A 13,923-nucleotide genomic window follows, 5' to 3' on the forward strand; every position below is an offset into this window, starting at 1 on the left:
CAAGCTTCAAGCAAAGTCGCGCCGCTTTCAACTTACTGGGCAGTGCCACCGAACATCTTCGCCGCGCGGGCGCGAATTTCGTCGGGGGTCAGGTCCTCCTTGTGGGTGGAAACGAACCAGATATTGCCGAACGGGTCTTTCAGGGTGCCGCTACGGTCGCCGTAGAACTGATCTGTCACCGCATGCAACTCGGTGGCGCCGGCCGCCAAGGCCTGGGCATAGACCTTGTCGCAGTCCTCGACATACAGGTGCAGCCCTACGCCTGCGCCGTTGAGCTTCTGGCTGGCGGTGAGACCGCCTTCCATGTCGCAGGGGTCGCCCAGCATCAGCGACGAATCGCCGATCTTCAGCTCGGCGTGGCCGACGCGGCCGCCCGGGGCGTCAAGGCGGAACATCTCGATGGCGGAGAAGGCCTTCTTGTAGAACTCGATAGCCTTGGCGGCGTCGTTGATGGCCAGGTAGGGCGTGATGCTGTGCTGGCCTTCGGGGATGGGTTTGGCTGCCATGTTCGACTCTCCTTGGAAGTGGGCGCCGGTTGGCGCCCTGTTGCTTAGAGTCGTTTGCGCGGATGGAAAATCGACAGGGGCTATAGATCGATTCTCTATAAACGCGGTGGTCAGAAGATGTAGTCGGTGGTCAGGAAGCTCGACTGCCGGTTGCGAATGATCTCGCTGATCAGTTCCTTGTTGGCCTCCTGGAAGCGCGTGGCGACCAACGTGCGGATCGAGAACACACGCAGGGCGTCGTGTACCGACAGGGTGCCTTCTGCGCTGTTCTTGCGGCCGTTGAACGGGTAGGTGTCGGGGCCGCGCTGGCATTGCGCGTTAATGTTGATGCGCCCGACCTGGTTGGCAAAGATGTCGACCAGGCTGCCGATGGTCGCCGGGTCATTGCCGAACAGGCTCAATTGCTGGCCGTAGTCGGAGTCCAGTACATAGTCGATCACCGTTTGCAGGTCGCGGTAGGGCACTACCGGTACCAGCGGGCCGAACTGTTCCTCGTGGTAGACGCGCATGTCACTCTTCACCGGGTACAGCACGGCCGGGTAGAAGAATGAGCCGCGGCTGTGCCCGCCGCCTTCGTTGAGCACGCGTGCGCCCTTGGCGGTGGCGTCGGCGAGCAGGCCGTCGAGGTAGTCGACCTTGCCGGGCTCGGGCAACGGTGTCAGCGCCACGCCTGGTTCCCAGGGCATGCCAGGCTTGAGCGCGGCCAGCTTGCGCTGGAACTTGTCGAGGAAGGCATCGACCACGTCCTCGTGGACGAACAGGATCTTCAGCGCCGTGCAGCGCTGGCCATTGAACGACAGCGCACCGGTGACTGCCTCTTCGACGGCGTTGTCGAGGTCCACCTGGGGCAGCACGATGCCCGGGTTCTTGGCATCCAGCCCCAGCGCGGCGCGCAGCCGGTGCGGGCGCGGGTGCAGTTTTTTCAGGTCGCTGGCGGCCTTGTGCGTGCCGATGAAGGCGAACACATCGATTTTGCCGCTGGCCATCAGCGCGCTCACTGTTTCCCGGCCGCGGCCGTAGATGACGTTGATCACCCCCGGCGGGAAGCTGTCACGGAAGGCTTCGAGCAACGGCCGAATCAGCAGCACACCGAACTTGGCCGGCTTGAACACCACGGTGTTGCCCATGATCAGCGCCGGGATCAGCGTGGTGAAGGTTTCGTTCAGCGGGTAGTTGTATGGACCCATGCACAGCGCCACGCCCAGCGGTGCACGGCGGATCTGGCCCAGCGTGCCCTGTTCCAGCTCGAAGCGGCTGGAGCGGCGGTCGAGGTCCTTGAGGGCATTGATGGTGTCGACGATGTAGTCGCAGGTGCGGTCGAATTCCTTTTCCGAATCCTTGAGGTTCTTGCCGATTTCCCACATCAGCAGCTTGACCACGGCCTGGCGCTGCTCACGCATGCGCGCCAGGAAGGTCTCGACGTGCTGGATGCGCTCGGCCACGCGCATGTTCGGCCAGGCGCCGCGGCCTTTGTCGTAGGCTTGCACGGCGGCATCGAGGGCGGTGAGCGCGGTGTCGGCATCGAGCAGCGGGGCGCTGCCCAGCACCACCTGGTGCTCATCGTTGCCTTCCTTGAGCCAGACCGGGCTGCGCACCGTGGCCAAGGGGCCATCCCAGCGCCTCAGCTCGCCGTTCACCAGATAGTCGCGTTGTTCCAGGGGGGCTCCCAGGCGCCAGGTTTCCGGGATGTTCTCGGCGCTGGGGAAGAGTGAATCGAGCAGACGGTCCATGGGTACTGCACCTCACATTGCTGGGCGGGTTTCGAGCCAGGTGAATCGCTTCAGCTTTGAGCATGCACCGGCTGCCGGAAAAACACCAGTCTGGCTTAACATGGGCACGAATGCCTGCCCTGTTGCGCAGGCAGGCACCCAAGGGCTGTCAAAGCGGGAGGTTGAACAGGTCGTACGGTGGGTGTGTCAACCATTGCTGACGCAGGGCGGGGTCTGCGTCGATCAGAGCCAGGCGCCGCCAGAATTCGGCGCGCGCTTGCCGTGGGTGGGAGACGAACGGTTCAAGTTCAAGCAACGGCCTGAGGTCGCGCCGATATTGCAGTGGCAATCGCTGCCACACGGCCATTTCGGCCGGGCCGGTCTGTTCGAAGAATTCCAGGTAGTCGCCTTCGCACACCAACAGGTCCACCTGATGCACGGTGTTGTAGGCCTCGATCTGCGCAAGCACAGGTGCGCCCAGCCATTCGCTTTCCAGGCGCAGGGCGTTTGCGACTGGCCGTGGTACGTTGAAACCGTCTGGCAACCGCAGCAGCTGGTTTTCGCCGATATCCACAATGTTGGGCTCGACCATCTGGCTCAGGCCTTGTGGCAATTCGCTAAGCGCACAGTCGTTCAGGAACAGCGTCCTCAGGTAGGCCAGCCCACGCAGGTCCGGGGCCTGCAGCAGCGGGTTGCCCGAAAGGTCCAGCACCACAAGCCCGGGGCAGCGGTTCAGTGCCTGCTGGGCCTGGGCACTCCAGGTAATGCGGTTGCCTTCCAGGTCCAGCCAGGCGAGCTGCTCAGGGTTGCCCAGATGGGGCACGGTGTCGAACCGGCAGTCGGTCAGCAGCAAGCGATTGAGGTTGGGGAAGCGTTCGTGGAACTCGGCCGGCAACTGGCTTAGCGAGCGGTTGTAGCTGAGTGACAAGTGCTGCACATGGGTGAAGTCGTCTGGCAAGGCCAGGCTGGCCAGGGCCTGGTTGTCCAGTTCCAGGCCAGACAGGTCCAGGCTGTGCAGGCGGCCACCCCCTTCAAGCGCTATGGTCGACAGCCGCCGCCAGGCGTTGATGATGGGGCGGATGGCCAGGTGCCGCTGGTGAGGGTGCTGGGGATCGGGCCTGGCCCATTCATGCAGGTCGCGGCGCAAAGTATCCAGACGCTGCTGCAGGTCGTGCAGCCGCTGTGTGGGTGAGCGAATGTCATCGGCGTTGGGGTTGTCCTCATCGTTGCCCAGCCAGTTTTCGAACTCCTGATCGGTGGCGTCCGGGAACAAGCGGCGATAGGCTCCGGCCAGCGAGCCTGCCAGGCGCGGCTGAGGCGGTTCGGGGGCCAGCGGCCGCCCGCCGCGCAAGCCTCCCAAGGGCTTGCGCAGTGCCGTTCGCTGCCCCCAGAGCCGCTGGGCCAATGTCTCCCTGTGCTTGTCGACCCAATCCAGTACGTGCTGGCGTAGCGAACTGCCATCGGCGGTCGTGATACCCAGCATGTCGCGGTGCGAGCGTGACAGTGCCTGCTCTATGGCGCGACAGAGGTCCGGATCCCGCAGCGCAGGTGCAGGGCGCTCGCCTAGGTCGACCTCATAGCCTTCGACCGATTTGATCACCCGACGCAGGGTGGTGGCGTGGTCGCTGCCGACCTGCTCCAGCCGCGGGCCTTCAGGGCTGGCGCCGCGCAGCTCCAGGCGCACGTCCCCAGGCCAGTCGGGCATCGCATCCAGTGCGCTGAACAGCAGGCGTTCGCTGTCACTGCTGGCCCGGGCAGGCTGAAGCACGCCTTCCAGCGCGCGTACCAGGGGCAGCTCGCCATGCACTTGCTCCAGCAACTGGCGAACTTGCGTGGGCAGCTGTCCGTACTGTTGCCAGGCGAGCGATTCGGCTTCGCCCAACGGTGCCAGCAAACGCTTGGCCAGGGCAGGGGAAAGCCGTGGATAGGCATCGAGCAGTTTCCGGGTCGACGGAGTGGTGGGCTCGCTGCCGTTGTAGAGCCGCTCGAACAGGCCCGGCGGGGCCTTCTCGGCCAACGCCTCTACCTCGGCCTGCGCCGCCATGCGCTGCAGGGCATCGAGCAACAGCGGCGGCGTTGGCTGGCCCTCCAGGTGCACTCGGCGCAAGCGCGCGGCGTCGACGCCACAGAGGCGGCCGGCCTGCGTCAGCTGTTCTGGGGTGTACGTGGCATATGGCTGGCCAAGACGGCGTACCAGCTTCGCGAATGGCCACTGGCCGGGCTGCTCATGCTGACCACGCCAGGCGCCTTGGCTGTTGTGCGCCAGCGGTGGCTGCCAGGCATCGGGCACCTCGGGGTGAATGGCCCGCCATTGCTGCAAATGGCTGTCGAAGCGTTGCTCGAAGAGTTGGCCGTCCATGCGGATGAAGTGCCGGCCCTCGTACAGGTACTGGCCAAGTGCATTGGGCTGCAGGTTTTCGGGCAGTGTGACGGCACTGCGGTAGGGGGTGAGGTCTTCATTCCAGAGCCTGTAGCGGCCGTCGTTGCTGCGTACTTGCTGCAGGTTTTCCATCAACGGGCTGTTGAACAGCTTGGGTACCAACTTGCCCGCTGCCACGAAGCCACCGACAAGGGCCAGGTTCAGGCCTACCGCCTCCAAGTGGCGTAGCGCCAGGTGACGGTCGCCTTCATGCCAGGCTTCGTAGCCTTCGAAGGCCTCGCCGAGCAGTTGGCAGGCGGTGACGGCCAGCATCAGGGTGCCTGCACCTGGAATGAAGAACGCGGCGATATTGAGCGCATCCAGGCCAAGGCTTTCCCATTCCTCCAGGCGCCTGGCCCGTGCATCGGCATCGGCCGCCGCTGTCGGCACTGCCAGCAGGCTGGCTTCATGCTTGAGGCGCGCCAGGTGCAGGTCCTGGTAGTGGCCGAAAGGCTCGGCCGTGATGGCCACGCGCGTGGGGCGCAGGTCGGCATGCGCTGCGCGCTGCCAAGGGCGGTCATAGGCAGTGTTGCCTGTGACGTCGAGGTTTTGCCGAAGCAGGTCGAGAAAATGCGTGCGCTCGTCCTGCCTGATGTAGGCCATGAAGGCCTGGCGGGCATCGGGCTCCAGCAGCAAGGTCGCCAGTGTATCGTGTACCGCGTCCAGGTTGTTGCATTGGCGCAGGGCCGGGTCATGGCCGGGCAAGTACAGCGCCAGCGCCCCACTGCCGGCATCGATCAGCATGACTTCGTACAGGGGCGTGCCGAACAGCGCCAGCTGCCAGCATCTCACCGCACCACCCTGCAACAACTGTTCGACCTGATCGCGCGTGCTGCCGTCAAGCAGGTGCCGCAGATAGGCAAGGTCGGCCGCAAGGCGCAGGCGGTCTTGCTGCACCCTGATGGCCAGGGCTCGGGTAACGGGTCGGGCGAAGTGCTGTTCCAGGTGGGCCTGGTAAGCGCTACCCAGGTCCAGGTCGCGGCACATTGTGGCAAAGGTGGCCGGGGCAAGTGGCAGTCGGTCAACCTGGTAGCGCTCCGATGTCAGCGCAAAGTGCGCCACCGGTACTTGCATGCCAAGTGGGGCCGAGCCTTGTACTTGGACCGCTGTTACCTGAATGCTGTGGCTCGGGGCAATGGCACTTTCGGGAGTGAAGACCTCATCGTCGGCGAAGTTCTGCAGGGCGGCCTGTAGCAGGTTGTCGCGACGATGGCGGTACAGGTAACGCAGGCCAATCCAGTGCCAGTCGCGTTCGACCCGCAGCAGCTCGGTAGAGCGCAACGGCGCGTGAACGCCTTGTGCGGCAATAGCGCCCTGCAGCAATGGTTCTGCGAACTCGGTGATCTGTTTCAGCCCTTTGAGCGCGCGGGCCAAGGCCGCTTGCGAATGTATCAGGCGCGCCTGGCTGGCATGCACCGCCTGGCGCAGGTCGGGAGCTGCATTGGCAAACCAGTCCTGCGTCTGCCATGGGGCGGTCTGGGTTTGCTTCAACGCGGCCCACTGGTCGGGGGCTGCCTGGCGGGCCCAGTGCGGCAGCTGCGCCTCGAGCAAGGGTTGATGGGGGTTTTTGGCCGTCATGTCGATGCTCCTTTCATGCAAAGAAGGCATCAAACGCTATTCCGCTAAAGCCAAGTGGTAATGGGATAACGCGACTTGGGTATATTGAGGCCTGTCAGGGCGATAGGCGTGTACTATCCAGGCGCAGGACAGTGGCTAGGGGGTGAGGAATGATCGAGGTATCACGGTTCTGGCGCGACCCGGCGTTGCCTTTCGTCGAAGCCCGGCGGGTAGGGGACGGGCGCCAGGTGTGCTACGCCGCGCATTCCCACGAGAGCTTTTCCATCGGGGTGATAACGGGAGGGCGCAGCTCCTACCTGTACGGTGACCGGTGCATCGAGGTGACGGCTGGTTCCACGGTACTGATGAACCCGGGTGTGGTGCATGCCTGCAATCCCATCGACGGGGAGCCTTGGTCCTACCTCATGTTGTTCGTCGATATGCCCTGGTTGCAGGCGCTGGGATTTACCTTGCCGGCCCAGGCCTGGAGCAGCTCGCCGGTGTTGTACCAGGGCCTGTTGCAGGTCTTTGCCGACCTGTTTGACGCCAGCGTGCCAGACCGGGAAGGGCGCCTGGCGGCGCTGTTTGCTGCATTGCCGGGGTTGCTTGGCGGTAATGCCAGCGTGAACGACGATGGCAACCCGCGGCTGGATGCGGCGGCAGCGTTCATACGCGCCCATCGTGGCGACCCGCTGAGCCTGGACGACATCTGCGCCGCATGCGGGCTGTCGCGTTCCTACCTGATTCGCGCGTTCCGCCAACGCTTCGGACTGACGCCGCATGGCTACCTGCTCGACCAGCGCGTGCAGCTGGCCAGGGCGCAACTGCGCCAGGGCCGGGCAATTGCCGAGGTGGCGCAGGAGGCCGGGTTTGCCGACCAGGCGCACCTGCAGCGGGCCTTCAAGCGGCACCTGGCGACGACACCGGGGCATTACCGCAATGCACTTGGCTGAGTGGCCATATTGGCTGTGATGGCCCATCGCCGGCAAGCCAGCTCCCACAGGGATCGCGCCAGCCTTTAGAAATTGAGTAAGACAGTTGCTCCCAGGTACTGCACAGGTCTTAGGGGCAACGCGGTCGGGGTGGGAGCAACTGTCTTGGATATCTCTTCAAGCCAGCACTGGCCCTTGTAGGAGCGGCCTTGTGTCGCGATGGGGCGCGAAGCGGCCCTAGGGTTTCAGCTTCGCAGCAAAGGTTGTCGGGGCCGCTGCGCGGCCCATCGCGACACAAGGCCGCTCCTACAGGTATTTGCACATGGCTTGAGGCCAGTGTGGTCGGGTGGGAGCTGGCTTGCCGGCGACAGGGCCGGTGCAGCTAGCCTTGAATAACCAGATAAACCGCACTGCCCACGAGCAGCAGCGCCAAGCACCGATTCAGCAGGCGCATGTGCCGTGGGTTGCCCAGGTACTGGCGAATCACGCTTCCGGCCCACGCCCAGCTGGCCACCGAAATGAAGCAGATCGGTCCGTAGATCCAGGCAAACAGCCACAGCAACTGCTGCTCACCGCCGGTGTAGGCACCCACCCCGGCCACCGCTGCCAGCCATGCCTTGGGGTTGAGCCATTGCATCGCCGCGCCGTGCCAGGCCGAGGGGGCCTGGGAGTGATGTGTAGCAACCAGCTGACCGTCATCGCTGGCCAGCTTCCTTGCCATGTACAGCAGGAACGCCACGCCGCCCCAGTGCAACAGCAGGCCAAGCAAAGGCCAGCGCAGCAACAACTGGTGCAGGCCCAGCCCGACCAGCACCAGCAACAGGCAGAAACCCAGCGTGGCGCCAGCCACATGCGCAAGGCTCGCACGCAGGCCATGGCGGGCACCGCTGCCCAGCGCGACGATGTTGACCGGGCCGGGGGAGATCGAAGCCGCCAGTGCGAAAGCGGCCATGGATAGAGACAGGCTCATGAGGATGATCCGTTTGGGTGAAGGTGACCTCCATGCTGGGGTATCGACAGCCTGCGGTATTGAAGGAAAGTACCCATATCGGCCTTATGCCTTTCTGTGGGAGCGGCCTTGCGTCGCGAAAGGGCCGCAGAGCGGCCCCAGCGATTTGCAGAGATGCTGCAATCCCAGGGGCTGCTGCGCAGCCCTTTCGCGACGCAAGGCCGCTCCCACAGGTGGAGGCGTGGCTCTAGAGGCGTTGTTACAGGTTTTGTAATAGTTTTGCGCTGTTACGGAAAGCTGCTGTGCTTGTAGGATCGTTCTCCCAATTTGCTATCAAGGTCTATATGAGCACCTTCGCGGAGCCCCCCAGTCCCCGGCCTTCAAGGCCTTCCTTCTTCCGTCCTCGTGACGCTGCCCTCGTGAGTACCCGCTAATGGAATGGCTAGCCGACCCCACGGCCTGGCTGGGCCTGCTGACGCTTATCGTCCTCGAGCTGGTACTGGGTATCGACAACCTGGTGTTCATCGCCATTCTCGCCGACAAGCTGCCACCGCATCAGCGCGACCGCGCGCGGGTCATTGGCCTGAGCCTGGCGTTGATCATGCGCCTGGGCCTGTTGGCCAGTATCTCGTGGATGGTCACCCTGACCGCGCCGTTGTTCGAGGTGTTCGACAAGAGCTTCTCGGGCCGCGACCTGATCATGCTGTTCGGTGGCGTGTTCCTGCTGTTCAAGGCCACCATGGAGCTGCACGAACGCCTGGAAGGCCACGTGGCCCAGGCCAGCGGCGCAGTGCGCCACGCTGCGTTCTGGCCGATCGTCGCGCAGATCGTGGTGCTCGATGCGGTGTTCTCGCTGGACGCGGTAATTACCGCGGTGGGCATGGTCGAACATTTGTCGGTAATGATGATCGCGGTGATCTTCTCGATCGGCATCATGATCGTTGCCAGCAAGCCGCTGACCCGCTTCGTCAACGCCCACCCCACGGTGATCATGCTGTGCCTGGGCTTCCTGATGATGATCGGCTTCAGCCTCACCGCCGAAGGCCTGGGCTTCCATATCCCGAAAGGTTACCTGTACGCGGCCATCGGCTTCTCGATCCTGATCGAGCTGTTCAACCAGTTGGCCCGTGCCCGCCGCAAGCGCAGCCTGCAGCAGCACCGGCCGCTGCGTGAGCGCACCGCGCATGCCGTGCTGCGCCTGCTGGGTGGCCGCCGGGTCGAGGCTGACGAGGTGGGCGAGGAAATCGCCGACCTGGTCGAAGGTGGTGAGGAGCAGGTGCTGTTCGACCGCCGTGAACGGGTGATGATCAGTGGCGTGCTGAACCTGGCCGAGCGGCCGATTCGCACGGTGATGACTGCCCGCGCCGAGGTCGATGTGATCGACCTGGCGCAGCCGGCCGACGCCATTGCACAGGCCCTGGCCAATTCGCCGTACTCGCGCCTGCCAGTGATCCGCGACGGCCGCGTGGACGAGCCACTGGGCTTCGTGCACAAGAAGGAGCTGCTCAAGGAGCTGCTGTCGGGTAGCCAGCCTGATCTGGAAGGCATGGCCCGGGTACCGCTGAACCTGCTGGAAAGCTTCAGCATCCTCAATGCCCTGGAGCAGATGCGAAGCCAGTCGACGCACATCGCCTTCGTGGTCAACGAATTCGGTGACTTCACCGGCCTGCTGACCATGACCGATATCCTCGAGTCGATTGCCGGCGAGTTGCCGGATGCCAGCGAGGTCGAAGGCCCGGGCATCGTCCAGGAAGGTGAAGGTTTTGTGGTCAGCGGTGCATTGAACCTGAGCCAGGTGCAGGCCCGTACCGGCTTCAGCGCCCGCGCCACCGAGGACTACCAGACCCTCGCGGGCCTGGTGATGAGCCTGCTCGACCGCTTGCCCATGGTCGGTGACCGCCTGGCCTGGAATGGCTGGACGCTGACCGTGGAGGCGGTCGAGGAGCGGCGGGTGCGCCAGGTTCGGCTTACACCGACCGGCGACGTTGACGCAGCAGGTGCTTGAAGCCCTCGATCACCAGCACCAGCACCGCGGCCCAGATCGGCAGGTAGGTCAGCCACTGATCCGGGCCGATGGTTTCGCCAAGCAGCAGCGCCACGCCCACCAGCAGCACCGGCTCGACGTAGCTGAGCAGGCCGAACAGGCTGAACGGCAGCAGGCGGCTGGCAAGCACGTAGGCAATCAAGGCCGAGGCGCTGATCGCCCCCAGGATCGGGATCAACGCATACAGCCCGGGGTGTGCCTGCAGGTCGGCAGGAGCGAGTGGGCCCTGGATCACGAAGTACAACGCCCAGGGCAACAGCAGGCACATGTCGCACCACAGGCCGCCCAGGTGGTCGGTGCGGCAGCGCTTGCGCAACACGAAATAGATCGGGTAGCCGATCGTTACCAACAGGGTCTCCCAGGCGAAACTGCCATTCTGGTACAGCTCGTGGCCTACGCCCAGCGCGGCGCAGGCCACGGCCACCTTCTGCAGGCGTGACAGGCGCTCGCCATACACCAGCCGGCCGGTCAGGACCATGGCCAGCGGCAGCAGGAAGTAACCCATCGACACCTCCAGGCTGCGCCCGTGCAGGGGCGCCCAGAGAAACAGCCACAGCTGCACGCCCATCAGCCACGATGTGCCGAGCATGCCCAGCAACAGCAGCGGCGTGCGTTTTACCCGGGCGAGCAGTTCGCCCACCCGTTTCCAGTCTTTCGAGACAAGCATGAACAGGGTCAGGCAGGGTAGCGTCAACAGGGTGCGCCAGCCAAAGATCTCTTCGCCATCGAGTGGCGTGAGCAGAGAGGTATAGAAGTACATCACGGCGAACAGACAGGACGCCATGACCGACGAAAGAATGCCTTTTGACACGAATGCCTCGAATAGGAAATTGAGCGGGTGGATCAGCCGCGCATGATCTCAGGGGGCGCGGCTTGCGGCAACCGCGACGCAGCCGGGCGCGCCGCCAGTGCTTCGAGAAACTGGGCAGCCGGCATTGGCCTGGCGAACAGGTAGCCCTGCTGGAAGTCCACCTCGTGACGGGCCAGGTAGTCGCGCTGGGCTTCTGTTTCCACGCCCTCGGCAACGATGCCCAGGCCCAGCTTGGCCGACAGCTCGATGATGGTCTCGAGGATGTGCAGCGACAGTGCGTCACCACCGATCATGGCAACGAAGCTCTGGTCGATCTTCAGGTAATCGACCTTGAACTGGCGCAGGTAGTTGAGGCTTGACTGGCCGGTGCCGAAGTCGTCCAGGGCGATCTTCACACCCATGGCGTCGAGCTTCTCGAACAGTTCCAGAGTCACCGGCGTGGCTTCGATCAGCTTGCGCTCGGTCAGCTCCAGGGTCAGCACCACCCGGCCTGGCGGGAAGTGCTGGAGAAAGGTGCGGCAGTCGTCCAGCAGGCTGAAGTCGCGACAGTGGTCGGCAGTGATGTTGATGCCGATATGGAAACCGTCCTCCAGCAGCCCGGCATAGGGTGCCAGGTTCTGGGCAGTGTGCATCATCAGCGCACGGGTCATGGCAACGATCTGCCCGCTGTGTTCGGCGTAGGGGATGAACAGGTCGGGGCGTACCAGGCCTTCGCGCGGGTGGTTCCAGCGCATCAGCACTTCGGCGCCGGCCCAGCGGTAATCGCCCTTGCGCACCACCGGCTGGAAGTACGGCAGGAACTCGTCGGCCTCCAGCGCCCGGCGCAGTTCGGCACGCGGCGAGTTGGCGCGGCGAACCTGCCAGCGGCACACCAGGGCGGCTACCGCGCCCAGTACCAGCAGCAACGCGAACAGGGCGGGGTAGTGGCTGCGCCACAGCTGGCCCTGCCTGTCGGCGCCATAGCCGCCCTGCACGCTGAATGGGTAACGGGTCGAGCCCAGCAGTACATTTGCGCTGGCCGCGGCCGGCGGCAAGCCCTTGTGCACGATGCCATCCTTGCCCAGCCAGGCATCGCCCACGCGGATGTGCAGGTCTTCATCGGGGCCGATCAGGCGCAGCGCCGTCAGCAGGTGGTCGCCATCCACCGTACTGATTGCGCCGCGGTCGCCGTCGCTGGCTCGATACACCAGCAGCGGGTGGCCGGGGGTGACCGAGTTGCCGTCCATCAGCCACAGCTTGCCGTCAATGTAGTCGCCGGGGTTGACCGGCTCGTCGAACGCGCCGAACAGCGAGGTGCAATAAAGGGCGTTGTGCCGGAACAGGTTGGTCGAGCGTACGAAGGCGTTGCGCGTGACCTGGGCGCGCAGCATGAGCTGGGCCTCGTCGCACGGGCTGTCGGCAAGCGGCAGCAGGGCATTGGCAGCGCTGGACAGGTTGTCGAGAATGCGCTCGACATGCTCCACCACCTGGCGGGCGGTGGCCTGGCTGCTGGCCTGCATTTCGCGCTCGATCTGCCAATTCATCACGGCCAGGCCGCACGCCACCGGCAGCACGCCGACGACCCAAGGCAACAGGGTGCGCCAGCTGAGGCGAGCGCGGCGTTTTACGGAAAGGGGCATGCTGACCTGATCTGTAGGAGGATTACGAGAGGATAGCCGCTTGTCGGAACCCGTGAGCAACTAAAGCGCGACAAACCATTTTACGCAATGTAGAATCGATTTACGAATACAACAATAAGGTCCTTCGATACCGGAGGATCAAGCCCGCCGAGAATGGGTCCATATGACATACCATGGGTTCAAGCTGTTAATAGGTGATTTCCTCGCCCGCAGCGTGCGGGGTATCCCTTGCTCACCGCCGTTTCCGTGCCACATCCCGCGCAATCAATAATTTTTCGCTGCAGATGAGGACACGAACATGGCTGATATATTCGACAATCCAATGGGCCTGATGGGCTTCGAGTTCATCGAACTGGCTTCGCCTACCCCTGGCGTACTCGAGCCGGTATTCCAGATGCTGGGCTTCACCAAGGTGGCTACCCACCGTTCCAAGGATGTGCACCTGTATCGGCAGGGTGACATCAACCTGATCCTGAACAACGAACCCAAGAGCATCGCCTCCTACTTCGCCGCCGAACACGGCCCGTCGGTATGCGGCATGGCGTTCCGCGTGCGCAACGCCCATGAGGCCTATGCCCGCGCCCTGGAACTGGGCGCCCAGCCGGTGGAAATCGAGACCGGCCCGATGGAGCTGCGCCTGCCGGCGATCAAAGGCATCGGCGGTGCGCCGCTGTACCTGATCGACCGTTTCGAGGAAGGCAGCTCGATCTACGATATCGACTTCAAGTTCATCGAGGGTGTGGACCGCAACCCGGTGGGTGCCGGCCTGAAGATTATCGACCACCTTACCCACAACGTCTATCGCGGGCGCATGTCGTACTGGGCCGGCTTCTACGAGAAACTGTTCAACTTCCGTGAAATCCGCTATTTCGATATCAAAGGTGAGTACACCGGCCTGACTTCGCGCGCCATGACCGCACCGGATGGCATGATCCGCATTCCGCTGAACGAAGAATCGTCCAAGGGCTCAGGGCAGATCGAAGAGTTCCTGATGCAGTTCAACGGTGAAGGCATCCAGCATGTCGCCTTCCTGACCGATGACCTGCTCAAGACCTGGGACGCCCTCAAGGGCTTCGGCATGCGCTTCATGACTGCACCGCCGCAAACCTACTACGAAATGCTCGAAGAGCGCCTGCCAGGTCACGGCGAGCCGGTAGACCAGTTGCAGGCACGTGGCATCCTCCTCGATGGCGCCTCCCAGTCTGACGACAAGCGCCTGCTGCTGCAGATCTTCTCCGAGACCCTGCTCGGCCCGGTGTTCTTCGAGTTCATCCAGCGCAAGGGTGATGACGGCTTTGGCGAGGGCAACTTCAAGGCCCTGTTCGAGTCCATCGAGCGCGACCAGGTACGCCGTGGTGTGCTGAGCACCGACTGAAC

At 63.8% G+C, this 13,923-nt stretch carries 9 protein-coding genes; 3 read left to right on the plus strand and 6 right to left on the minus strand.

Annotated features, from left to right (window positions below):
* Window positions 1-32 precede the first annotated feature (32 nt).
* The 3 genes from JV551A3_RS14695 to JV551A3_RS14705 form a co-directional block, all read right to left on the minus strand.
* On the minus strand, window positions 33-506 hold the full coding sequence (locus JV551A3_RS14695; protein ID WP_133972174.1) for a VOC family protein: 474 nt from the start codon (window positions 504-506) through the stop codon (window positions 33-35).
* Between the two features lie 110 nt (window positions 507-616).
* Window positions 617-2,236 carry an NADP-dependent glyceraldehyde-3-phosphate dehydrogenase gene (locus JV551A3_RS14700; RefSeq protein ID WP_133972176.1) on the minus strand — a complete coding sequence of 540 codons (1,620 nt, stop codon included), beginning with the start codon at window positions 2,234-2,236 and terminating at the stop codon, window positions 617-619.
* 148 nt (window positions 2,237-2,384) lie between these two features.
* Entirely contained in the window at window positions 2,385-6,212 is a 3,828-nt protein-coding gene (locus tag JV551A3_RS14705) for a leucine-rich repeat domain-containing protein (RefSeq protein WP_133972178.1), read from the minus strand.
* 149 nt (window positions 6,213-6,361) lie between these two features.
* On the opposite strand from JV551A3_RS14705, the gene JV551A3_RS14710 reads away from it, so the two are divergent.
* The gene (locus tag JV551A3_RS14710; RefSeq protein ID WP_133972180.1) at window positions 6,362-7,144 is read left to right on the plus strand and encodes an AraC family transcriptional regulator; all 783 of its coding nucleotides are present in this window, start codon (window positions 6,362-6,364) and stop codon (window positions 7,142-7,144) included.
* 361 nt (window positions 7,145-7,505) lie between these two features.
* Here JV551A3_RS14710 and JV551A3_RS14715 read toward each other — a convergent pair whose 3' ends face one another.
* Window positions 7,506-8,093, minus strand: coding sequence for a LysE family translocator (locus tag JV551A3_RS14715; RefSeq protein ID WP_133972182.1), 588 nt, complete (start codon window positions 8,091-8,093; stop codon window positions 7,506-7,508).
* A gap of 412 nt (window positions 8,094-8,505) precedes the next feature.
* Here JV551A3_RS14715 and JV551A3_RS14720 point away from each other — a divergent pair, with 412 nt between their 5' ends.
* On the plus strand, window positions 8,506-10,077 hold the full coding sequence (locus tag JV551A3_RS14720) for a TerC family protein (protein ID WP_133972186.1): 1,572 nt from the start codon (window positions 8,506-8,508) through the stop codon (window positions 10,075-10,077).
* Here the strand turns inward: JV551A3_RS14720 and rarD are convergent.
* Together rarD and JV551A3_RS14730 are read right to left on the minus strand one after the other, a co-directional pair.
* Complete coding sequence (rarD, locus tag JV551A3_RS14725) at window positions 10,040-10,927, minus strand: EamA family transporter RarD (protein WP_133972188.1); 888 nt, start codon at window positions 10,925-10,927, stop codon at window positions 10,040-10,042. The two genes, JV551A3_RS14720 and rarD, sit on opposite strands and share 38 nt — an antisense overlap.
* Window positions 10,928-10,959: 32 nt before the next feature.
* Complete coding sequence (locus JV551A3_RS14730; RefSeq protein ID WP_133972189.1) at window positions 10,960-12,546, minus strand: EAL domain-containing protein; 1,587 nt, start codon at window positions 12,544-12,546, stop codon at window positions 10,960-10,962.
* A 298-nt stretch (window positions 12,547-12,844) separates the two neighbouring features.
* Between JV551A3_RS14730 and hppD the strand changes: the two genes are divergently transcribed.
* Window positions 12,845-13,921 (plus strand): 4-hydroxyphenylpyruvate dioxygenase, encoded by a 1,077-nt coding sequence (gene hppD, locus JV551A3_RS14735; protein ID WP_133972191.1) that lies wholly within the window; start codon window positions 12,845-12,847, stop codon window positions 13,919-13,921.
* Window positions 13,922-13,923 lie beyond the last annotated feature (2 nt).

Source organism: Pseudomonas inefficax (genome assembly GCF_900277125.1).
Taxonomy (GTDB): Bacteria; Pseudomonadota; Gammaproteobacteria; order Pseudomonadales; family Pseudomonadaceae; genus Aquipseudomonas; species Aquipseudomonas inefficax.